21 protein-coding genes are annotated in these 19,114 nt (G+C 64.3%); 4 read left to right on the plus strand and 17 right to left on the minus strand.

What is annotated here, in order from left to right; translation table 11 throughout:
- Positions 1 to 7 precede the first annotated feature (7 nt).
- From flgG to flgB, 6 genes are all read right to left on the minus strand, one after another.
- Positions 8 to 790 carry a flagellar basal-body rod protein FlgG gene (gene flgG, locus KVP70_RS10090; protein WP_020701608.1) on the minus strand — a complete coding sequence of 261 codons (783 nt, stop codon included), beginning with the start codon at positions 788 to 790 and terminating at the stop codon, positions 8 to 10.
- Positions 791 to 871: 81 nt separating this feature from the next.
- On the minus strand, positions 872 to 1,612 hold the full coding sequence (flgF, locus tag KVP70_RS10095) for a flagellar basal-body rod protein FlgF (protein ID WP_217942029.1): 741 nt from the start codon (positions 1,610 to 1,612) through the stop codon (positions 872 to 874).
- 25 nt (positions 1,613 to 1,637) lie between these two features.
- Positions 1,638 to 3,197 (minus strand): flagellar hook protein FlgE, encoded by a 1,560-nt coding sequence (locus tag KVP70_RS10100; RefSeq protein WP_217942030.1) that lies wholly within the window; start codon positions 3,195 to 3,197, stop codon positions 1,638 to 1,640.
- Positions 3,198 to 3,234: 37 nt separating this feature from the next.
- Complete coding sequence (locus tag KVP70_RS10105; RefSeq protein ID WP_217942031.1) at positions 3,235 to 3,942, minus strand: flagellar hook assembly protein FlgD; 708 nt, start codon at positions 3,940 to 3,942, stop codon at positions 3,235 to 3,237.
- Between the two features lie 16 nt (positions 3,943 to 3,958).
- A complete protein-coding gene (flgC, locus tag KVP70_RS10110) occupies positions 3,959 to 4,366 on the minus strand; it encodes a flagellar basal body rod protein FlgC (protein WP_217942032.1) in 408 nt (135 codons plus the stop codon).
- Positions 4,367 to 4,368: 2 nt separating this feature from the next.
- A complete protein-coding gene (gene flgB / locus KVP70_RS10115; RefSeq protein WP_217942033.1) occupies positions 4,369 to 4,788 on the minus strand; it encodes a flagellar basal body rod protein FlgB in 420 nt (139 codons plus the stop codon).
- A 158-nt stretch (positions 4,789 to 4,946) separates the two neighbouring features.
- On the opposite strand from flgB, the gene flgA reads away from it, so the two are divergent.
- From flgA to KVP70_RS10130, 3 genes are all read left to right on the plus strand, one after another.
- Entirely contained in the window at positions 4,947 to 5,651 is a 705-nt protein-coding gene (gene flgA, locus KVP70_RS10120; RefSeq protein WP_217942034.1) for a flagellar basal body P-ring formation chaperone FlgA, read from the plus strand.
- A 109-nt stretch (positions 5,652 to 5,760) separates the two neighbouring features.
- Entirely contained in the window at positions 5,761 to 6,075 is a 315-nt protein-coding gene (gene flgM / locus KVP70_RS10125; protein WP_026334162.1) for a flagellar biosynthesis anti-sigma factor FlgM, read from the plus strand.
- A gap of 7 nt (positions 6,076 to 6,082) precedes the next feature.
- Positions 6,083 to 6,559, plus strand: coding sequence for a flagella synthesis protein FlgN (locus tag KVP70_RS10130; protein WP_217942035.1), 477 nt, complete (start codon positions 6,083 to 6,085; stop codon positions 6,557 to 6,559).
- Between the two features lie 7 nt (positions 6,560 to 6,566).
- On the opposite strand, the gene motD is transcribed toward KVP70_RS10130, so the two are convergent.
- The 10 genes from motD to KVP70_RS10180 form a co-directional block, all read right to left on the minus strand.
- Positions 6,567 to 7,343, minus strand: coding sequence for a flagellar motor protein MotD (gene motD / locus KVP70_RS10135; RefSeq protein WP_217942036.1), 777 nt, complete (start codon positions 7,341 to 7,343; stop codon positions 6,567 to 6,569).
- A 1-nt stretch (position 7,344) separates the two neighbouring features.
- Positions 7,345 to 8,091 carry a flagellar motor protein gene (locus tag KVP70_RS10140; RefSeq protein WP_217942037.1) on the minus strand — a complete coding sequence of 249 codons (747 nt, stop codon included), beginning with the start codon at positions 8,089 to 8,091 and terminating at the stop codon, positions 7,345 to 7,347.
- Positions 8,073 to 8,804 (minus strand): RNA polymerase sigma factor FliA, encoded by a 732-nt coding sequence (locus KVP70_RS10145; RefSeq protein WP_217942038.1) that lies wholly within the window; start codon positions 8,802 to 8,804, stop codon positions 8,073 to 8,075. Before KVP70_RS10145 ends, KVP70_RS10140 begins: the two co-directional genes overlap by 19 nt.
- A gap of 43 nt (positions 8,805 to 8,847) precedes the next feature.
- Positions 8,848 to 9,645 (minus strand): MinD/ParA family ATP-binding protein, encoded by a 798-nt coding sequence (locus KVP70_RS10150; RefSeq protein WP_217942039.1) that lies wholly within the window; start codon positions 9,643 to 9,645, stop codon positions 8,848 to 8,850.
- Positions 9,638 to 11,062, minus strand: a complete 1,425-nt coding sequence (gene flhF / locus KVP70_RS10155) for a flagellar biosynthesis GTPase FlhF (RefSeq protein WP_217942040.1) — start codon at positions 11,060 to 11,062, stop codon at positions 9,638 to 9,640. The genes KVP70_RS10150 and flhF overlap by 8 nt, the downstream gene beginning before the upstream one ends.
- A gap of 150 nt (positions 11,063 to 11,212) precedes the next feature.
- On the minus strand, positions 11,213 to 12,232 hold the full coding sequence (locus KVP70_RS10160; RefSeq protein ID WP_217942041.1) for an RpnC/YadD family protein: 1,020 nt from the start codon (positions 12,230 to 12,232) through the stop codon (positions 11,213 to 11,215).
- Between the two features lie 49 nt (positions 12,233 to 12,281).
- Positions 12,282 to 14,402 carry a flagellar biosynthesis protein FlhA gene (gene flhA / locus KVP70_RS10165; RefSeq protein ID WP_217942042.1) on the minus strand — a complete coding sequence of 707 codons (2,121 nt, stop codon included), beginning with the start codon at positions 14,400 to 14,402 and terminating at the stop codon, positions 12,282 to 12,284.
- Complete coding sequence (gene flhB, locus KVP70_RS10170) at positions 14,399 to 15,580, minus strand: flagellar biosynthesis protein FlhB (protein WP_217942043.1); 1,182 nt, start codon at positions 15,578 to 15,580, stop codon at positions 14,399 to 14,401. The genes flhA and flhB overlap by 4 nt, the downstream gene beginning before the upstream one ends.
- A 107-nt stretch (positions 15,581 to 15,687) precedes the next feature.
- Positions 15,688 to 16,698, minus strand: coding sequence for a fumarylacetoacetate hydrolase family protein (locus KVP70_RS10175; protein WP_217942044.1), 1,011 nt, complete (start codon positions 16,696 to 16,698; stop codon positions 15,688 to 15,690).
- Positions 16,695 to 17,414 carry a pseudouridine synthase gene (locus KVP70_RS10180; protein WP_217942045.1) on the minus strand — a complete coding sequence of 240 codons (720 nt, stop codon included), beginning with the start codon at positions 17,412 to 17,414 and terminating at the stop codon, positions 16,695 to 16,697. Before KVP70_RS10180 ends, KVP70_RS10175 begins: the two co-directional genes overlap by 4 nt.
- Positions 17,415 to 17,591: 177 nt before the next feature.
- On the opposite strand from KVP70_RS10180, the gene KVP70_RS10185 reads away from it, so the two are divergent.
- On the plus strand, positions 17,592 to 17,882 hold the full coding sequence (locus tag KVP70_RS10185) for a hypothetical protein (RefSeq protein ID WP_217942046.1): 291 nt from the start codon (positions 17,592 to 17,594) through the stop codon (positions 17,880 to 17,882).
- 205 nt (positions 17,883 to 18,087) lie between these two features.
- Here KVP70_RS10185 and KVP70_RS10190 read toward each other — a convergent pair whose 3' ends face one another.
- Entirely contained in the window at positions 18,088 to 19,113 is a 1,026-nt protein-coding gene (locus KVP70_RS10190) for a S49 family peptidase (RefSeq protein WP_217942047.1), read from the minus strand.
- Position 19,114 lies beyond the last annotated feature (1 nt).

Consider the following 19,114-nt stretch of genomic DNA (forward strand, 5'->3'; position numbering starts at 1 on the left):
CCGCTCCTTACATCTGCGACAACTTGGCCAGCATCTGGTCGGAGGTGGTGATGGCCTTCGAATTGATTTCATAGGCGCGCTGGGTCTGGATCATATTGACCATTTCCTCGACCACGTTGACGTTCGAGGTTTCCACGTAGCCTTGCAGGATGACGCCGGTGCCGTTGGTGCCGGGGGTGTTGGTCTGCGCGTTGCCGGAAGCGCCGGTTTCCACGTACAGGTTCTCGCCCTTCGACTCCAGCCCGGTCGGGTTGATGAAGGTCGACAACTGGACGCTGCCGATCTGCTGCGGCGCCACCTGGCCCGGCAGCGTGACCGAGACGGTGCCGTCGCGGCCCACGGTGATCGATTGCGCGGTGATCGGGATGGTGATGGCCGGCTGCAGCACGAAGCCGCTGGAGGTGACCATCTGGCCGTTGTTGTCGCGCTGGAAGGAGCCGTCGCGGGTGTAGGCGGTGGTGCCGTCCGGCAGCAGCACGTTGAAGAAGCCGTTGCCGTTGACCATCAGGTCCTTGTCATTGCCGGTCGACTGGGGATTGCCCTGGGTGTGCACCCGTTCGATCGCCACCGGCCGCACGCCGGTGCCGAGCTGCATGCCTGACGGCAGGTTGGTCTGTTGCGACGACTGGCCGCCGGGCTGGCGGATGTTCTGGTACAGCAGATCCTCGAACACGGCGCGCGACTTCTTGAAGCCGTTGGTGCTGACGTTGGCCAGGTTGTTGGACGTGACATCGAGCGCGGTCTGTTGCGCTTCCATGCCAGTCTTGGCGATCCACAGTGAACGTATCATGATGCTTCTCCGGTTGCTCGGATGGGAGCCGTCAAAAGCGACAGCTACTCATCCCACGCCACCATTATGCGGGAGAGGGCATCAACTCAAAGCGAGGATCTGGGTGGCTTTTGCGGCGTTATTCTCGGCGTTCTTCAGCAAACTCATTTGCATCTCGAACTGCCTTGCCAGACTGATCATGTTGACCATGGAATCGACCGGATTGACGTTGCTGCCCTCCAGCGCGCCATCGACCACGCGTACCGCCGGGTCGTTCTCGGCCGGCGTGCCGCTCACTTGCCGGAACAGGCCGTCGTCGCCGCGCACCAGTCCCTTGACGTCCGGGTTGACCAGCTTGATCCGCCCCAGCACGTTGGCCGGGCCGGGCTTGAAGTCGGTGGAGATGGTGCTGACGGTGCCGTCGCCGGCCACCATCACCGTGGTGTCGGGCGGGATGGCGATCGGGCCGCCGTCGCCCACCAGCGTCTGGCCGCTGGTGGTTTGCAGCAGGCCGTTCTCGCTGACCTTCAGGCTGCCGTTGCGGGTGTAGGCTTCCGAACCGTCGGCCGACTGCACCGCGATCCAGCCCTGGTCGCGCACCGCGATGTCGAGCGCGCGGCCGGTGGTCTGGATCGGGCCGGCCCGCATGTCGGCGCCCACCGTGGAGTTGACCACGAAGGCGCGGGTCTGCAAGCCGTCCGACACTACCGGCACCGCCCGGAACGTATCGAGCTGCGCGCGGAAGCCGGTGGTGGTGGCGTTGGACAGGTTGTTGGCAACGGTGGCTTGCTGATCCATCACGTGCCGCGCACCTGTCATCGCGGTATAAACCAGGCGGTCCATGGCTATCTCCGATTAACGCAGCGCATTAACGCAGATTCACCAGGGTTTGCAGCACCGAATCCTCGGTCTTGATGGTCTGCGCATTGGCCTGGTAGACGCGCTGCGCGGTGATCATGTTGACCAGTTCGGCCGTCAGGTCGACGTTCGACACTTCGACCGAGCTGGCGCGCAGGGAACCCATCGAGCCGGCGTTCGGCACCCCGACCTGCGGCGTGCCCGAAGCCGAGCTTTCCGCCCAGGCGTTGTTGCCCAGCGGGGTCAGGCCGTCGACGCTGGAGAAGTTGGCCATGGCGATCTGCCCCATCGGGCGCGATTTGCCGTTGCTGTACTGGCCCAGGATCACGCCGTTGGCGTCGATGGCGTAACGCTGCCACGAACCAGCCGAGTACCCGTTCTGTACCGAGCCCAGATCGTTGGTGACGCTGCCGTACTGGGTGGTCTTATCGAACGTCGTGGCGACCGTCAGCGGCTGTTGGGAACCGGTGTCCGGGAAGATCGGCAACTGGATATTGAACGGCAGCGTTTGCGGCGTCGGCTGCATCAAGGCCATGGCCTCCGGGTCCAGCACCCCGCTTTTGCTGAACAACAGCGTGCCGACCTTGACGGCCGGCACAGTGATGGCGGCGGCCAGCTTGGCGTTAATCTGGTCGGGCGTCATGCCGGTGATCGAACCGCTATTGGTCGGATCGAGCGCGGTGATGGCGGCGGCGAGCGCATCCAACTGCGCCTGGGAGGCTGCAGCGGGCGGCGCGGTGGCGGCGGTGGTCATCGCGGCGCCGGCCGCGGTCGCATACAGCGCCGCCGACTGGGCGATCAGCAGCGGATCCGGCGGCGTCGCGCGCACCGCATTGTTGTAGGCCAAACGCGCGTCGAGCGTAGGCTGATCGGTGTTGATCGCCGCGGCCACGCCGGCCGAAACGATTTCCTTGTTGTCGGCCGCCGCGTACACGTCCCAGGTGTTGGCGTCGGTCTTGACGTAGTAGGTCGTCATGATGTGCGAGGTACCCAGGCTGTCGTACACGTTCAGCACGGTCTGCTTGTTGTAGCTGTTCGGATCGCCGGCGTCGAAAGGTATCTTGGCCGGAACTTTTTCGGCCGAGCTCAGGTTCAACTGAAAATTGGCGGTGGAGGTTTGCACCGGCGTCAGGTCGGACTTGTCCAGCGTCAGCGGCACCGGCGCGCCCAGCTGGATCACGCCGGCCGCGTTCGACAGGTAACCGGTCAGCTGCGCTCCCTGGGCGTTGATCAGCGTGTGGGTGTTATCTTCGTGGAACTGGCCGTTGCGCGAGTACTGCACCGCGCCGTTGACCACTTCGCGGAAGAAGCCGCCGCCGTTGATCGAGATGTCCAGCGGGTTGTTGCTGGTCTCGATATTGCCCTGCGTGAATTGCTGGGCCAGCTTGGCCGTCGTCACACCGATGCCGGGATTGTTGCCCGACACGCCGTTCAGCGAGTTCGCGTACAGGTCCGCAAACTGCGCCTGCGAGCCCTTGAAGCCAACCGTGCTGGCGTTGGCGATGTTGTTGCCGATAACGTCCAGCGATTTGGATGCTGCGTTCAGGCCGCTAAGTCCTTGTTGGAACATGGTATTCCCCTATGCTAGGTGTGACGTGTGAACTGCGTTACAAAACTTCTTTGACATCGGACATGGCGAACTGTCCGAGCGAGGTATTCAATTTGACGCCGCCGCTGCCGGTCGACACGCTGGCCACCGCCGCCAGCTGCAGCGCGGTCGAGTCGGTCAGCGTCTTGCCGGCGCTCACCGCCTTGACGGTGAAGGTGTAGGCGCCGGCCGGCGCGGCGGTCTTGCCGTCGGTGGTGCCGTCCCAGGTGATCGGGTAGGTGCCGACGTCGGTGCTCTTCATGCTCATGGTGCGCACCGTGGCGCCGCTCTTGTCCTGGATCGAGATCGTCACGCTCTCGGCGGGCGAGGCCAGGTCGATGCCGAACACGCTGGTGCTGGTGCTCTTGCCGGCGTCGTCGGTGCTGGTCGATAGTTCGACACCTGCGCCCTTGACCAGCACGCCCTTGCCGATCAGATTGGTGGCGATCAGCGATTGCGACGCGGCCTGGTCGGTGCGCAGCGATTCCAGCGTGGCGTTGACCTTGTTGATGCCGGTCACCGTCGACAGCTGGGCCAGCTGGCTGGTCATGGCGGCGTTGTCCATCGGGTTCAGCGGGTCCTGGTTCTTCAGCTGCGTGACCAGCAGCTTCATGAACTTGTCCTGGTCCGCGCCGATGTCGTTGGACGTGCTGCTGGTGTTGCTGGTGTTGCTGGTGGTGTTGACCGGGGCCGCGACGGGCGTGTCGATCACTGCGCTGATAGTCATGATTGCCTCTTAAAAATTACTGGCCGATGGTCAGGGTCTTGAGCAGCAGCGTCTTGGCCGCGTTCATGGTCTCGACGTTGGTCTGGTAGGAACGCGAGGCCGACAGCATGTTGACCATCTCGTCCACCACGTTCACGTTGGGCATGGTCACATAGCCCTTGTCGTCCGCCATCGGATGCTTGGGGTCGTACATCTGCTTCATCGGCGACTGGTCTTCCACCACCTGCTTGACCCGCACCCCGGTCGAAGCGCCGCCGTCGGCCGGCGTGGTCGCCTCGAACACCACCTGGCGCGCGCGGTAGGCCTCGCCGCTGGCGCTGGTGGCGCTGTCGGCATTGGCCAGGTTGGAGGCGACCACGTTGAGCCGCTGCGCCTGGGCGCTCATGGCCGAACCTGAAACATTGAAAATATTAAACAGCGACATGATCAGTTACCTCCCTGTATCGCCGCCATCATGTTCTTGATCTGGGCGTTGATTGCGGTGATGCCGGCCTCGTAGCGGATGGCGTTGTCGGCGAACTGGTTGCGCTCGACGTCCATGTCGACCGTGTTGCCGTCGACCGCGCCCTGCACCACGCCGCGGTACAGCAGCGGCGTGCCGTCCGCCATCGTGGTGCCGTCTTGTTGAGGGCTGGGGTAATGTTTGCTGGCGGTGGTCTTCAGCGTCGCGGTGGCGTTGGTCTTGTCCAGCGCGGCCTGCATGGCGCTGGAGAAGTCGATGTCGCGTGCCTTGTAATTGGGCGTATCGCCGTTGGCGATATTCGAGGCGAGCACGCTCTGCCGCTGGGAGCGCAGCCCCAGCGCGGCTTCGTTGAAGCGCAGATAATCGTCGAGTTTCCCAACCATGACAGCTCCCTATGGACGTACTTGTTATGACAGGATCGATGATACGGAGTTGCCCCCGGTAACCATCGAGCGATAAGCAAGCGCTTTTCGGTCCTATTCAAGGCTTCAAGTCCAGACCGCCAGACTATGATGGCCATATTGAAGGGGATTCTCACACCATGAAACGACTGCTCACCACTGCCGCCCTGCTGGCCCTGCTGCCGACGGCTCAGACTCAGGCCCAGCAAGCCGCGCCCCTGCGCCAGGACGCGGTCGCGCTCAAGCGCAGCGTCGAACAGTTCCTGCAAGTACAAAGCGGCGGCCTGCCCGGCCAGGTCACGGTCGCCGTCGGCGCCATCGATACTCGCATGAACCTGGCCGCCTGCCCCGATCCGCAAGCCTTCTTCATGCCCGGCGCGCGCGCCTGGGGCAAGACCACGGTCGGCGTGCGCTGCGTGGCGCCGGCCGCCTGGACCATCTATATCCAGGCCACGGTCAGCGTGGTCGGCGACTACATCGCCAGCGCCGCGCCGCTGGCACAGGGCCAGGCCATCGAGGCCGGCCAGCTGGTGACCCTGAAGGGCGATCTGACAACATTGCCGGCCGGGATAGCCACCGACATGGCCCAGGTGATCGGCCGCAGCACCAATATTTCACTGCCGCCGGGCACGCCGCTGCGCCTCGATACGCTGCGCAGCAAGCCGGTGGTGCAGTCCGGCCAGCTGGTGCGCCTCGTTTCCAGCGGCAACGGTTTCAGCGTGTCGGCCGAGGCGCGCGCCATGAGCACGGCGGGTGACGGCCAGGTAGTGCAGGTAAAAACTTCCGGTGGGCAACAAATTACAGGAATCGCCAAGGCGGGCGGGCTGGTGGAGGTGGCGTTTTGATCGAACGCCAGGGGGTCTTGAGGCACGGCAGCGCTAAAGTTTTGGCGCCGGCCGCCGTTACATACTCAGATCCCGGAGTTTCGTACTCCAACCAGAGAAGGATAGCGCTGTGAAAATTAACGATACATTGAAGAGCACGACCGGCTTGCCGTCGTCGACGCCGGCTTCTACCTCGACTGCGCGCGGCGCGGACAAGGCGGCGGCCCCGGCGACGCCCGCAACGTCCGACAACGTGCGCCTGTCGCCGCAAGGCCAGGCATTGGCGGCCAGTGCGGCCGGCGGCGCCAGCACGGTGTTCGACACCAAAAAAGTCGAGCGCATCAAGCTGGCCATCGCCGACGGCCAGTTCCAGGTCAACTCGGAAAAAGTAGCGGATGGCTTGCTGGATACAGTCAAGGATCTGCTGCACTCTCGCAAACGATAGGTCTACCATGTCAACCGCTACCCCGCTGAACAGCCTGCGCGAAGAAGAACACATCATGACGACCCTGCTGGGCGTTTTGAAGCAGGAGCAGCAATACCTGGTGGCGGCGGAAATTGACGGCCTGACGGCGGTCACCACCAAGAAATCGGCACTGGTCACGCAGATGACCCTGTTGTCGGCCCAGCGCCACCGCGCCCTGGGCAAGGCCGGCTACCCGGCCGAGGAAGCCGGCATGGATGCCTGGGTCGCCGCCAGCGGCGCCGACGCCGCCGAAGCATCCGTCCTGTGGCAGGCGCTGCAGCACCATGCGCGCGAAGCCAAGGAGCTGAACCGCATCAACGGCATGCTGATCAACAAGCAGATGAACCACACGCAAGGCGCGCTGCAAGCGCTGCGTCCGCAATCGGCGGGCGCCAACAACTTCTATGGCCCTGGCGGCCTGCCTACTTCCCTGCCCCGCAGCCGCGGCTTCCTGGCCGGCTGATCCAGATTTATTGCTGAGCCGGCGCCGGCGTCGGCACTTCCGTCACCGTATCCGGGATACCGGACAAGATCGTGACCGCCACGCGGCGGTTGCGCGCGCGGCCGATCGGGTTGTCGTTCGGCGCCACCGGCACGTTCGAGCTGAAGCCCACCGCCGTCAGGCGTTCCGGCGCCACGCCGGCGTCGATGAACAGCCGCACCACGCTGCTGGCGCGCACCGCCGACAATTCCCAGTTGGACGGGAACAGCGTGTTGCGGATCGGCTGGTTGTCGGTGTGGCCTTCGACCTGCACCTTGTGGTCGTCGTTTTTCAGCAGGCCGGCGACGGCGCGCAGCGCCTCGGTCGACTCGTTGGTCAGGCGCGCCTCGCCCGGATCGAACAGCACCGAGGCGTTGATCTCGACGCTGACGCCGCGGCTGTTCTGCGTGACCCGCACCTTGCCCTCCTTGACCAGCGGCGCCAGGGTGGACAACAAGTCCTGCGCCAGCCTGGTCATCTGGGTCTTTTCCTTGCGCAGCAGTTCGGCGTGGCGCCGCAGGTTGGGATTGGGGATCGGCAGGTTGGGCACTTCGGTGTTGACCGGCTTGGCCGAACCGGCGCCGCCGAAGGCGTCGCCCAGCGCCACCGACAGCACCTTGTAGCGGCCGATATTGACCACCGAAATCGCGTACATCACCACGAAGAAGGCGAACAGCAAGGTGATGAAGTCGGCGTAGGAGATCAGCCAGCGCTCGTGGTTCTCCGGTTCGTCGTCGAACTTCCTGCGGGCGCGCCGGTTCTGCATGTCAGTGTTCCCGCATCAGCGTGGCGATGCGTTCGTCGATGACGCGCGTGTGGTCGCCGGTGGCGATGTCGTAGAACACGGCGGCGGCGATTTCCTGCTGGTGCACCGCCTGCGTGACGATGGCCTTGAGCTTGTTGGCGATCGGGTAGAAGAACAGATTGGCCAGGCCGACGCCGTAAATGGTCGAGACGAAAGCCACGGCGATGCCGGAGCCGAGCTTGCTGGGGTCGGTGAGGTTTTCCATCACGTGGATCAGGCCCAGCACCGCGCCCAGGATGCCGATGGTGGGCGAATAGCCGGCCGCCGATTCCCAGATGCGCACCGCCTGGCGTTCTTCCGTTTCGTAGGCGGTGATTTCGGTGTCGAGGATCTGGCGCAGCTTGTCGGGGTTGATGCCGTCGACGATCAGGCGCAGGCCCTTGGTGTTGAACTTGTCCTTGGAGGCGAGCATATAGCGCTCCAGCGACAGCAGGCCGTCGCGCCGCGCCGCCAGGTTCCAGGCGTTGATGTCGCGCGCCAGCAGCACGCGGGTGTCGGCCGGCGGCGCGAACACCAGGCGCAGCATGCGCAGGCCGCGCACAAAGGTGCGGAACTTGGTCTGCAACAGTACCGCGCCGAAGGTGCCGACCACGACGATCGCAAACGCGGCCGGTTGCAGCAACGACGCCAGCTTGCCGCCCTCGAGCGTCTGGCCGACGACGATGCCGGCCAGCGCCAGCAGCACCCCGGCTACGCTGGCCCAGTCCAAGACCGCTCCCGAAGTGAGGCGCGCAACCGTGCCACGGCCTGCGTATGCAGCTGCGATACGCGCGATTCCGATACGCCCATCACGGCGCCGATTTCTTTCAAGTTGAGCTCCTCTTCGTAGTACAGCCCCATCAGGATCTTTTCGCGCGGCGGCAGCGCGTCGATGGCGTCGATCACGGCCTGGCGGAAGTCGCCGTCCAGCAGCGAGCGCAGCGGATCGCTCTCCTCGTCCGAGCAGTAACGGTCGAGGAAGCTGTCGTTGCCGTCGTCGTCGTGAAAATCTTCGTAGTACACCAGCTGGTGGCCGCCGCCGTCGGACAGCATGTCCTGGTAGTCGGACAGCGACAGCTTGAGCATCTTGGCCACTTCCGACTCGGTCGGCGGATGGCCCAGGCGCTGCTGCAGCGTGCTCATCGCCGTTTCGATCTTGCGCATGTTCTGGCGCATCGAGCGCGGCAGCCAGTCGCTGTTGCGCAGCTCGTCGAGCATGGCGCCGCGGATGCGCAGCACGGCGTAGGTTTCGAACTGGGCGCCATGGGTGTCCTCGTAACGGCTGATGGCGTCGAGCAGGCCGATCATCCCGGCTTGCACCAGATCGTCGACTTCGACGCTGGGCGGCAGTTTCGCCTTCATGTGGTGGGCCAAGCGCTTGACCAACGGCATATGCTCCGTCAGCAAAGAATTCTTGTCCACTTTCCCTTTGACCGTGTACATAGCCTGTTTATTATTGATTAAGCGCTAAAATTATGATGCTCCCTTAACGGAAAGATGGCGAGCCGGCCAGCGCGAAGCGCCCCGCCAGTTGACGAAACGCGACCGAAGCCCCGGCCAGCGGAAACGCATCGACCACCGCACGCCCCAAGCGTGCCGCGCGCTGCAGGTATTCATCCGCCGGCACCGATCCCATCGAAACGAGGTTCACCGCCAGGTATCGGCTTGCTGCCTGTGCCATATTATCGTATACCACCTTTGCTTCCGATTCGGAAGCCCCGGTGACCAGAATTCCAAACGGCCGCCGACCGAGCTCCTGGTTCAGGCGCTTGATCATACTGTACGCGGCCTTGATCGAGGTAGCGCTATTCGATACCTGCACCACGATTTCCGAGCTGGCCATGACCGGCACCGGGAAGGCCACGCCGTCGAACTCGCCGTCGACGATGACGATGCCGGTCTGCTTGGCCAGCACGTCGAAGGCCTTGGCCAGGCGGCGCGTCTCGTCCGGGCCGCTGCGCGCCACGCCGCGTGTCATCGACGCCACAGCGAAGCCTTGCGGCACCTGGTGGATCACCTGGTTCAGCGCGCACTCCTGGCGCGCCACGTCGAGCAGGCTGGCGCCGCCGTCCACGCCGAGGCGGGTGGCCACGCCGTGGGCGCTGGCGCAGGCGTCGACCAGCAGCACGTCGTTGCCGGCGCGCGCCAGCGAGGCGCCCAGGTTGACCAGCATGGCGCCCTTGTCATCGTGGGGCGTGGCCGACAGGAAGGTGACGATGCGCGGCTTGGGCCCCGCCAGCATGCGGCGCAGTCCCTCCGCCTGGTCGAAATCGAAATTAGCCAAGGTGCACCTCGCGCATTGCTTGCTGGGCCTGGCCGTTGCTCATCAAGAGAGGCAGTTCGGCGTCCAGGTATTGGGTGTGGACGACATCGCGTTTCAGCTTGAAAGCACGGTCGATCAGGTAGGCCGGATCGGCCAGGTGCAGGTCTTCCGGCACGCGCTGGCCGTTCGACACGTAGAACAGATTGAGTTTTTGGCGGATCACCACGTCAAGCACGTTGCCGATGGCGGCCGCTTCGTCCAGCTTGGTCATGATGCAGCCGGCCAAGCCGCTGCCCTGATAGGCGCGCACCACTTCGTTCAAGGTTTCCTGGGTGGCCGTGGCGTTCAGGCACAGCAGGCGCTTGACGTCGGCGCCGGCGCCTTGCAGCATCGAGACCTGTTCCGTCACCATCTGGTCGCGCTGGCTGACGCCGACCGTGTCGATCAGCACCGTGTGCTTGTTCTTCAACTCCTTGAGGGCGATGCGCAGGTCGGCTTCGTCCTTGACCGAGTGCACCATCACGCCGAGGATCTTGCCGTAGATGCGCAGCTGCTCGTGGGCGCCGATGCGGTAAGCGTCGGTGGTGATCAGGGCCAGCTTGTCCGGGCCGTGGCGCATCACGCAGCGCGCGGCCAGCTTGGCGGTGCTGGTGGTCTTGCCGACGCCGGTCGGGCCGACCAGCGCGAACACGCCGCCCTGCTCGATCAGCGCGTCTTCGTTGGCCATGGTTTGCAGGTTGCGGGTCAGGACGTTCTTGATCCAGCGCAGGCTGTCGGCGGCGTCGCGGTTGGCCGGCAGTTTTTCGATCAGGTAGCGCGCCAGGCTGGCCGAGAAGCCGGCCGCCAGCATCTCGCGCAGCACGGCGGCTTTCTGCGGCTCGCGCGCTTGCGTGGTGCCCCAGGAGATCTCGGCCAACTGGGTTTCCATCATGCCGCGCATGGCGCGGATTTCGCTCATCATGCCCTGCATTTCGGCGGCGGCGTTCTGCTTGGCGCTGGCGACGGCGGCGCTGACCATGGCGGCGATCTGGTCGACGTCCAGCGCGGCCTGGGCAGGAGCCCGGGCTGGCGCGACGGCGGCGGCCTTGGTGACGCTGGCGAACGACGAGGCCGACGCCACCACGCGGCGCACCGGTTGGACTGGCAGGGCTACCGGCGCAGGGCTTGGGGTATTCGATTCAAAACGCGGCTCCAAACGCTGATCGGCGCGGCCTTGCGGCAAGACGCTGCCCAGATCGAGCGACGGTGCCGGTTCGGCCATCGGCGAGTGCGGCGCCGGCATGGCCAGCGAGGCGGCATCGTCGTTGGCCAGGGCGAGGATTTCAACCCCGCCATCGGCCTGGCGGTTGGATAGGATCACGGCATCGGGGCCGAGCGATTCGCGCACTTTGCGCAGCGCCTCGCGGGATGTCGGTGCGGTAAATTTTTTGACGTTCATGGCCGGCTCTCAGGAATCTAAGTCAAGCAGTGCGTCTTCCGGATGAGACGCCTTTACTCTGACAGTGCCATTATTGACGATGCACTCTGGAAACGATCCGAGGAACAGGGGGGCAAATGGGCCGCATTTCGCCATTGCGGTCGAGGCGGCTTAGCTGTCGCGGAAAACCTCCTCCAGCGAGGCGGCGCCAACGAAGTTTTGGGCCCATGCCGACAGCTGCGATTCATCGGCCGTCAAAAGCCGTGTGCGGACAGCAGCATCCAGCTCGCCGAAGCGTTGCTGCAACAAGGCGGTCAGCAGGGCAGACTGCCCTTCTTGCCGTCCTTCTTGCCGTCCTTCTTGCCGTCCTTCCTGCCGTCCTTCTTGTCGCCCCTGTTGCCATCCTACTTGCCGCCCCTCTTCAAGTCCGTGCTTGCGCCATTGCTCCATGCAAAGGCGTTCCATCGAAGATATGTAAGGCATAGTTCGCCTCCTTTCCAATTGCAAAGCCACGTAGGCCACCCGAACTTCCAATGCTTGCGGCAATCGCATGATCCAGTCGATCACCCGGTACAAATTGATGATACGCCGCTTGTCCCAATCACGCTGATACAGAAGTTTGGTGAGCCGCAATTTGGCGGTGCGCCGGCGGTGGGGGCTTCCCCTGGTCTGCCGCGCCTGCAAATGCGCCAGCGTCACCAAGGCAAAGGGGTTCTCGTGCCACTGCAACTCGTCAAGGCGATCGGCGAAGTCCAATAGTTTGACGACAGGGAACTCAATCCCCACCGTGCAGCCAAGCAAACGGTAACTAAACGACGAAGGCCGCCAACGCTTGCCACCATCGGTCAGCAACGCCATGCTGGCTACCGCGCGGTGGTAGCGATCATAGACGCGATAGTTGTAGACAAACATACGTTCCGCAAAGTCCGTATCGCGCCAGCCCTGCACTTCCAGATGCAGCAGCACCCATTGCTCGCCGCCATCATGCAAGTGCACCGAAACCAGCTTATCGAGCAAGCGTTTGCCCAACTCGGCATCGCAAGTCAGCGCGGAAAATTCCTGATCGAGAAATGTGTACGGCCGCGACCAGTCAATCGCAGCATGCGCAAGAGGGAAATAAAAGGCCATGAACTCGGGGAAGTGGTGCATGACCGCTTCCTTCCATGGCGTGTCGAAATCGTCGTCATCCATGCAAGCAGTCTAGGCCGCCCACATGGATGCATCCGCGATCCGCTCAAACTTAGGCCGGCTGCTGGCCCACCAGCGCCGTCACGCGGATGGTCTTGGTCTCCGGGATCTCCGCATGCGACAGCACCTTCAATTGCGGCAAGGCGCGGCGCAGGAAGCGCGACAGCAAGGCCCGCAGCGGCCCCGGCACCAGCAGCACCGGCGTCAAGCCCAGCGCCTCCTGCTGCTGCGCCGCCGCCTGCGCCTGCTGGGCGATGGTGTCGGCCAGCCCCGGCTCGATGCCGGCGCCATCCGGACCGCTGGCCGCCAGCGCCTGCATCAACAAGCGTTCCAGGCGGTTATCCAGGGTCATCACCGACAACTCGCTGGCGCCGGGGAACAGCTGCTGCACGATAGCGCGTCCCAGCGCGATGCGCACCAGCGCCGTCAGGTCGCCCGGGTCCTGCGTGTGCACGGCGTGCTCGGCCAGCGTCTCGATGATGGAGCGCATGTCGCGGATATGCACGCCTTCCATCAGCAGGTTCTGCAACACCTTCTGCAGGGTCGACAGCGAGACCATCTTCGGCACCAGGTCTTCCACCAGCTTGGGCGCATCCTTGCCCAGGTGGTCCAGCAGCGACTGCACCTCGGCCCGGCCCAGCAGCTCGGAGGCGTGGGTCGTGATCAGGTGATTCAGGTGGGTCGCCACCACGGTGCCGGCGTCGACCACGGTGTAGCCCATGCCCTGCGCCTGGTCGCGCAGATTGGCGTCGATCCAGGTGGCCGGCAGGCCGAAGGCCGGATCGGTGGTCGTCATGCCCGGCAAGGTGCCGCTGGCCATGCCCGGATTGATCGCCAGGAACTGGCCGTTGAAGGCCTCGCCCATGCCCACCTCCACGCCCTTGAGCGTGATGCGGTAGGCCGACGGCTTCAATTCCAGGTTGTCGCGGATGTGCACCGGCGGCGCCAGGAAGCCCACCTCCTGCGCGAACTTCTTGCGGATGCCCTTGATGCGCTTGAGCAGCTCGCCGCCCTGGGTCTTGTCCACCAGCGGGATCAGGCGATAGCCCACTTCCAGCCCCAGCGTATCGACCGGCATGATGTCCTGCCAGCTGGCCTCCTCCTGCTCCGGCGCGGCGGCCGGCGACGCCGCCGCTTCGGCCGCCGCCACTTCGGCGATCTTGCCCTCCTCAGCCTTGCGCGTCATCATGTAGGCCGAACCGGCCAGCACGCCGGCCAGCAGCAGGAACACCAGGTTGGGCATGCCCGGGATCAGGCCCATGCCGCCGATGATGGCGGCGGTGATGTAGAGCACCTGCGGCTTGGCGAACAATTGCCCCACCACCTGGGTGCCGATGTCCTGCTCGCTGGCCACGCGCGAGACCACGATACCGGCCGCGGTCGAAATCACCAGCGACGGGATCTGCGCCACCAGGCCGTCACCGATGGCCAGCAAGGTGTAGTTCTTGAGCGCGTCGGCAAAGGTCAGGTCGTGTTGCAGCAGGCCGACCAGCAGGCCGCCGACCACGTTAATCACCGTCACCAGGATGCCGGCCACGGCGTCGCCGCGCACGTATTTGCTGGCGCCGTCCATGGCGCCGTAGAATTCGGCTTCCTGCGCCACTTCGCTGCGGCGCTTGCGGGCGTCGGCCTCGCCGATCAGGCCGGCGTTGAGGTCGGCGTCGATCGCCATCTGCTTGCCCGGCATCGCATCCAGGGCGAAACGCGCGCCCACCTCGGCGATACGGCCCGCACCCTTGGTCACCACGGTGAAGTTAATGATCGTCAAAATAATGAACACCACGATACCGACCGTGTAGTTACCGCCGATCAGGAAGTGGCCGAAGGCCTCGATCACCTTGCCGGCGGCGTCGGGACCGTTGTGGCCCTCGGTCAGCACCACCCGGGTCGAGGCCACGTTCAGCGACAGGCGCAGCATGGTCGACACCAGCAGGATGGTCGGGAAGGCCATGAAGTCCAGCGGCTTGACCGTGTACAGGCTGGTCAGCAGCACGATCACCGCCAGCGCGATGTTGAAGCTGAAGAAGATGTCGAGCACAAAGGCCGGCAGCGGCAGCACCATCATCGCCAGCAGCATGATGATCAGGATAGGCGCGGCCAGGCTGCTCTTGTTGCGGCTGTTGGCGATGCCTTGCAGCCATGGCGGCAGTTTCAGGTTGCTCAGGGCGTTCATGCGGGTGTTCCGTTATTCAAGTCGGGTTTCTGCTGGTGCGATGCGGGGTTGAGCGGATCGAGCTCAGGCGGCACATCGAGTGACTTCGGTATATCCGGGCGCTTGCCGTCGCCCTTGCTGAACAGGCGCAGCTGGAACACATAGGCCAGCACTTCGGCCACCGCCGAGTACAGCGCCTCCGGAATCTCGTCGCCGATCTCGGTGTGCTTGTGCAGCGCGCGCGCCAGCGCCGGCGCTTCCAGCATGATCACCTTGTGCTCCCTGGCGATCTCGCGAATCTTGGCCGCCACTTCGTCGCTGCCCTTGGCCACCACCTTCGGCGCGCCGCGCATGCCGTCGCTGTACTTCAGCGCCACCGCGTAGTGGGTAGGATTGGTCACCACCACGTCGGCGGTCGGCACGTCGGCCATCATGCGGCGCTTGGCCATCTCGCGTTGCAGCTGGCGGATCTTGGCCTTGATTTGCGGATTGCCGTCGGACTCCTTGGATTCCTGGATCAGCTCCTGGCGGGTCATCTTCAGCTTGTTCGCGTAGTGCCACATCTGGTAAGGGCCGTCGATGGCGGCGATCAGGCCGAGCGCGCCGACGATGAACAGGAAGCTGCTGCCCAGCATATTGAGGGTGTGCGTCATGCCCAGCTTGAGCGGCTCGACCGCCAGGCCGATCACGGCGTCCTTCTGCTTCATCACCACCAGCCAGGCCACCATGCCCACCACCAGCGCCTTGGCCACCGCCTTGAACAGCTCGACCAGCGAATTGGACGAGAACATATTGCCGAGGCCGTTGGCCGGGTTGAGTTTGTTGAAGTTGGGGGCGATCGCCTTGCCGCTGAACAGCCAACCGCCCACCAGCAGCGGCGACGCCAGCGCGACGATCATCACCGCGATGCCCAGCGGCAGGCAGGCGAGCATCACCCGCACCACGTCGACGCCGATGCGGTTGAGCAGGATGTCGGCATCGAAGATTTGTTCCTGGGTCAAGCTCAGGCCGGACACCAGGGCGGCGTTGAGCTGGCGCACCAGCCCGTCGCCGGTCATCCACAGGCCGGCGCCGGCCGCCATCAGCACGGTAAACGTCGCCACTTCCCGCGATCGGGGGACGTCGCCCTCTTCACGCGCCTGCTCGAGGCGCTTCGCTGACGCGGGTTCGGTCTTTTCTGCGTCGCTGTCTTCTGCCATGGAATCTGCCTGCTGCGGGGTTTATCTCGACCGTGCCATTATCGACCGCGGCGGGACCGGGCCATCGCCCGAATACGGCGGTATTTCCGGCCCTGCTCGTAGATTCCTTACGGCAATTTCCGGCCGCCCGGCTCGGCGATCGCCTGCTTGACGGCCTGCTCGATGGCGCCGAACACGGATTTGCCGTCGCCGCCCAGCATGTCGATGCGGATGGTGTCGCCGAACGCCATGTAGGGCGTGAGCGGCGCGCCGCCGGCGATGGTCTCCAGGCAGCGCTGCTCGGCGATGCAGGAATAGCCGCGCTTGGCGTCCTTGTTGGACACCGTGCCCGAGCCGATGATGGACCCGGCCCGCACATTGCGCGACTTGGCCAGGTGGGCGATCAGCTGCGGGAAGTTGAACACCATGTCGACGCCGGCCTGCGGCTTGCCGACCAGCTTGCCGTTCCAGGTCGACAGCAGCGGCAGGTGGACCTTGCCGCCCTTCCAGGCGTCGCCCAGCTCGTCCGGCGTGACCGCCACCGGCGAGAAGCTGGTGGCCGGCTTGGACTGGACAAAGCCGAAGCCCTTGGCCAGCTCGTCGGGAATCAGGTTGCGCAGCGACACATCGTTGACCAGCATCAGCAGGCGGATGCGCTGATGCGCCTGGTCCGGCGTCGCGCCCATGCTCACGTCGTCGGTGATGACCGCCACTTCGGCCTCGAAATCGATGCCCCACTCCTCGTGGAACAGCGCGATGTCATCGTGCGGCCCGAGGAAATCGTCGCTGCCGCCCTGGTACATCAGCGGATCTTCCCAGAACGACGGCGGCAGCTCGGCGCCGCGCGCCTTGCGCACCAGCTCCACGTGGTTGACGTAGGCCGAGCCGTCGGCCCACTGGAAGGCGCGCGGCAGCGGCGCCATGCAGTGCTCCGGCGCGAACTCGAAGCTGCGGCGGGCGCGGCCCTGGTTCAGTTCCTGGTAGATGGCGTCCAGCTGCGGCGCGATGAAGGTCCAGTCGTCCAGCGCGCGCTGCAGGGTGCGCGCTACGCCGTCCGCCAGTTGCGCGGTTTTCAGGTCGCGCGACACCACCATCAGCTGGCCGTCTCGGGTGCCGTCCTTCAGCGTTGCCAGCTTCATGCGGCGGGGGCCAACAGTGCCAGTTGTTCCGCCGTCAGGTAGCACCACTCGCCCTCGGCGATGCCCAGCGACTCCAGCGTCAGCGCGCCGATGGCGGAGCGATGCAGGGCGCTGCAATGGTTGCCGGCGGCCGCCAGCATGCGCTTGACCTGGTGGTACTTGCCCTGCTCCAGCACGATTTCCAGCTGGTGCTCGCCGCGCTTGACGCAGGTCTGCGCCGCCAGCGGCGCCGGCTCGTCGTGCAGCTGCACGCCGGACAGCAATTGCGCCACCAGCTCGTCGGTGACGGGCTCCTGGGTGGTTGCCTGGTAAATCTTCGGCACATGGCGCTTGGGCGACGATTGCGCGTGGATGAACGGGCCGTCGTCCGACATCAGCAGCATGCCGGTGGTGTCATGGTCGAGGCGGCCGACCGGCTGCACCTCGCGCCAGCTGAACTGCTCGGGCAGCAGAGTCAGCACGCCGGGGTGGTGGCTGGGCTTGCGCGAGCATTCGAAATTGGCCGGCTTGTTGAGCGCGATGTACAGGTGCTCGCGGTAGACCCATTCCTCGTCGAAGATGGTCAGCACCAGGCCATCGGTCTCGATGCTGGCTTTGTAGTTGTCGTGCACGACCCCGCCAATGCTGACTTCGCCATCCTCGATGAGGGAGCGGCAATACTTGCGGGTGCCATAACCCTGCGATTGCAGGATGCGGTCTAGGGATAGTTTACTCATGGCCGGATTTTACAGGATGGCGGTGGCAGCGGGAAGGCGCAGATTATTGCAGCGCAGCATTCATTCTAGATAGCCATCAACCTTGATGAATATCAAGTCCCGCGCCAATTCCATTGATAAACTGAAATTGCACTAGGAATTCGCCTAGTGCATTAGGAATGCTCAGCAGGACTTACCATGTCTACCTTACCTACCGTCACGACAGCGGCGCAAGAACAGGCCGCCATGCACAGAACCGAACTGCTGCTGGCGCGCTGCCGCAGCTGTCTGCCGGCGGACGCCGCCCCCGCCGGCGCCCTGGAACAGTGGCATGCCGCCCGGCAAGCACACTTCCTGGCCTGGCTGGACGCCGGCGGCTTCGCGCAAAGCGACGCCGCAATTGAAAACAGCGGCATTGCGCCGCTGTTTTCAGCCCCACTACAGGACTCTTTACGAGGAATCGAAATTCTCTCTACTCCGCATCAATGATGCAGCTGAGTAGTTCCATCAAATTGAACAAGATGCTGACAACAAGATAAACTGTTTATATCGGCCTCCCTTGGAAAGAACTACAACACCACTATAGCCCACCGGCTCGGATATGCAAGCATGAATAAGGCTGGATTGATAATGTTAATCGCCAGTCCAGTGATGCGATCACTGCGCCTAACGGCCAGCCTGCCTGCCCGCCCGCCTAGCGCAGGCTGGGCTTGACGTTATCCAGCGCCGATTTGACCGCGCCGGCGCCCATGGCCGCGCCGAATTTCTTCAGCACGCGTTCCGGCAAGCCTTCATGCTGGGTGTAGTCGATGATGTCTTCCGCCTTGACCACGTCGCGCGCCACGCTGTCGACCGTGCCGAAGGCGTCGGCCAGGCCCATGTCGATGGATTTGGCGCCGGTCCAGAACAGGCCGGAGAACATGTCAGGGCTTTCCTTCAGGCGCTTGCCGCGGCCGCTGCGCACCACCTGGATGAACTGCTGGTGGATCTCGTTGAGCATGGTCTGCGCGTATTGCTTGTGCTTTTCGGTCAGCGGGCTGAACGGGTCCATGAAGCCCTTGTTCTCGCCGGCGGTCAGCAGGCGGCGCTCGACGCCGACTTTTTCCATGATGCCGGTGAAGCCGAAGCCGTCCATCAGCACGCCGATCGAGCCGATGATGCTGGCCTTGTTGACATAGATGCGGTCGGCGCCGGCGGCGATGTAGTAGCAGCCGGAGGCGCAGATTTCATCGACCACCACGTACAGCGGCTTGGCCGGATAGCCCTTGCGCAGGCGCACCATCTCGTCGACGATCATGCCGGCTTGCACCGGGCTGCCGCCGGGACTATTGATGTGCATCACCACCGCCACCGAGCCGCTGTCGGAAAACGCCTTGTTCAGCGCGGGGATCACCACCGAGGCGGCGCCGCTGCCCTCGGACTCGATCGCGCCTTCGATCTCGATCAGCGCCGTGTGGCGGCCCAGGGTTTCTTCCGAGCCGGTCCAGCTGATGTCCAGGTAGGCGCTCAGCCCGACCACGATCACCAGCAAGGTCGCGGCTTTGAAGAAGATGCCCCAGCGGCGCGCCGCCTTCTGCTCCTTGAGCGTGGCAAACACCAGCTTTTCCAGCACCTCGCGCTCCCAATTGGACGCGGTGACCGTTGCCTTGACCGGCGCAGGAGGCGCCGATGCTGGTTTTTCGGCGTTGTTACCACCATTTTCGCTAGTGTTATCGCTCATA

It is taken from the genome of Duganella violaceipulchra (genome assembly GCF_019166075.1).
In the GTDB taxonomy this organism is placed as follows: domain Bacteria; phylum Pseudomonadota; class Gammaproteobacteria; order Burkholderiales; family Burkholderiaceae_D; genus Rugamonas; species Rugamonas violaceipulchra.

Coding starts and splice junctions, on each gene's coding strand:
- flgG (WP_020701608.1), bottom strand. CDS start 790: ATGATACGTTCACTGTGGATCGCCAAGACTGGCATGGAAGCGCAACAG.
- flgF (WP_217942029.1), bottom strand. CDS start 1,612: ATGGACCGCCTGGTTTATACCGCGATGACAGGTGCGCGGCACGTGATG.
- KVP70_RS10100 (WP_217942030.1), bottom strand. CDS start 3,197: ATGTTCCAACAAGGACTTAGCGGCCTGAACGCAGCATCCAAATCGCTG.
- KVP70_RS10105 (WP_217942031.1), bottom strand. CDS start 3,942: ATGACTATCAGCGCAGTGATCGACACGCCCGTCGCGGCCCCGGTCAAC.
- flgC (WP_217942032.1), bottom strand. CDS start 4,366: ATGTCGCTGTTTAATATTTTCAATGTTTCAGGTTCGGCCATGAGCGCC.
- flgB (WP_217942033.1), bottom strand. CDS start 4,788: ATGGTTGGGAAACTCGACGATTATCTGCGCTTCAACGAAGCCGCGCTG.
- flgA (WP_217942034.1), top strand. CDS start 4,947: ATGAAACGACTGCTCACCACTGCCGCCCTGCTGGCCCTGCTGCCGACG.
- KVP70_RS10130 (WP_217942035.1), top strand. CDS start 6,083: ATGTCAACCGCTACCCCGCTGAACAGCCTGCGCGAAGAAGAACACATC.
- motD (WP_217942036.1), bottom strand. CDS start 7,343: ATGCAGAACCGGCGCGCCCGCAGGAAGTTCGACGACGAACCGGAGAAC.
- KVP70_RS10145 (WP_217942038.1), bottom strand. CDS start 8,804: ATGTACACGGTCAAAGGGAAAGTGGACAAGAATTCTTTGCTGACGGAG.
- flhF (WP_217942040.1), bottom strand. CDS start 11,062: ATGAACGTCAAAAAATTTACCGCACCGACATCCCGCGAGGCGCTGCGC.
- KVP70_RS10160 (WP_217942041.1), bottom strand. CDS start 12,232: ATGGATGACGACGATTTCGACACGCCATGGAAGGAAGCGGTCATGCAC.
- flhA (WP_217942042.1), bottom strand. CDS start 14,402: ATGAACGCCCTGAGCAACCTGAAACTGCCGCCATGGCTGCAAGGCATC.
- flhB (WP_217942043.1), bottom strand. CDS start 15,580: ATGGCAGAAGACAGCGACGCAGAAAAGACCGAACCCGCGTCAGCGAAG.
- KVP70_RS10175 (WP_217942044.1), bottom strand. CDS start 16,698: ATGAAGCTGGCAACGCTGAAGGACGGCACCCGAGACGGCCAGCTGATG.
- KVP70_RS10180 (WP_217942045.1), bottom strand. CDS start 17,414: ATGAGTAAACTATCCCTAGACCGCATCCTGCAATCGCAGGGTTATGGC.
- KVP70_RS10185 (WP_217942046.1), top strand. CDS start 17,592: ATGTCTACCTTACCTACCGTCACGACAGCGGCGCAAGAACAGGCCGCC.
- KVP70_RS10190 (WP_217942047.1), bottom strand. CDS start 19,113: ATGAGCGATAACACTAGCGAAAATGGTGGTAACAACGCCGAAAAACCA.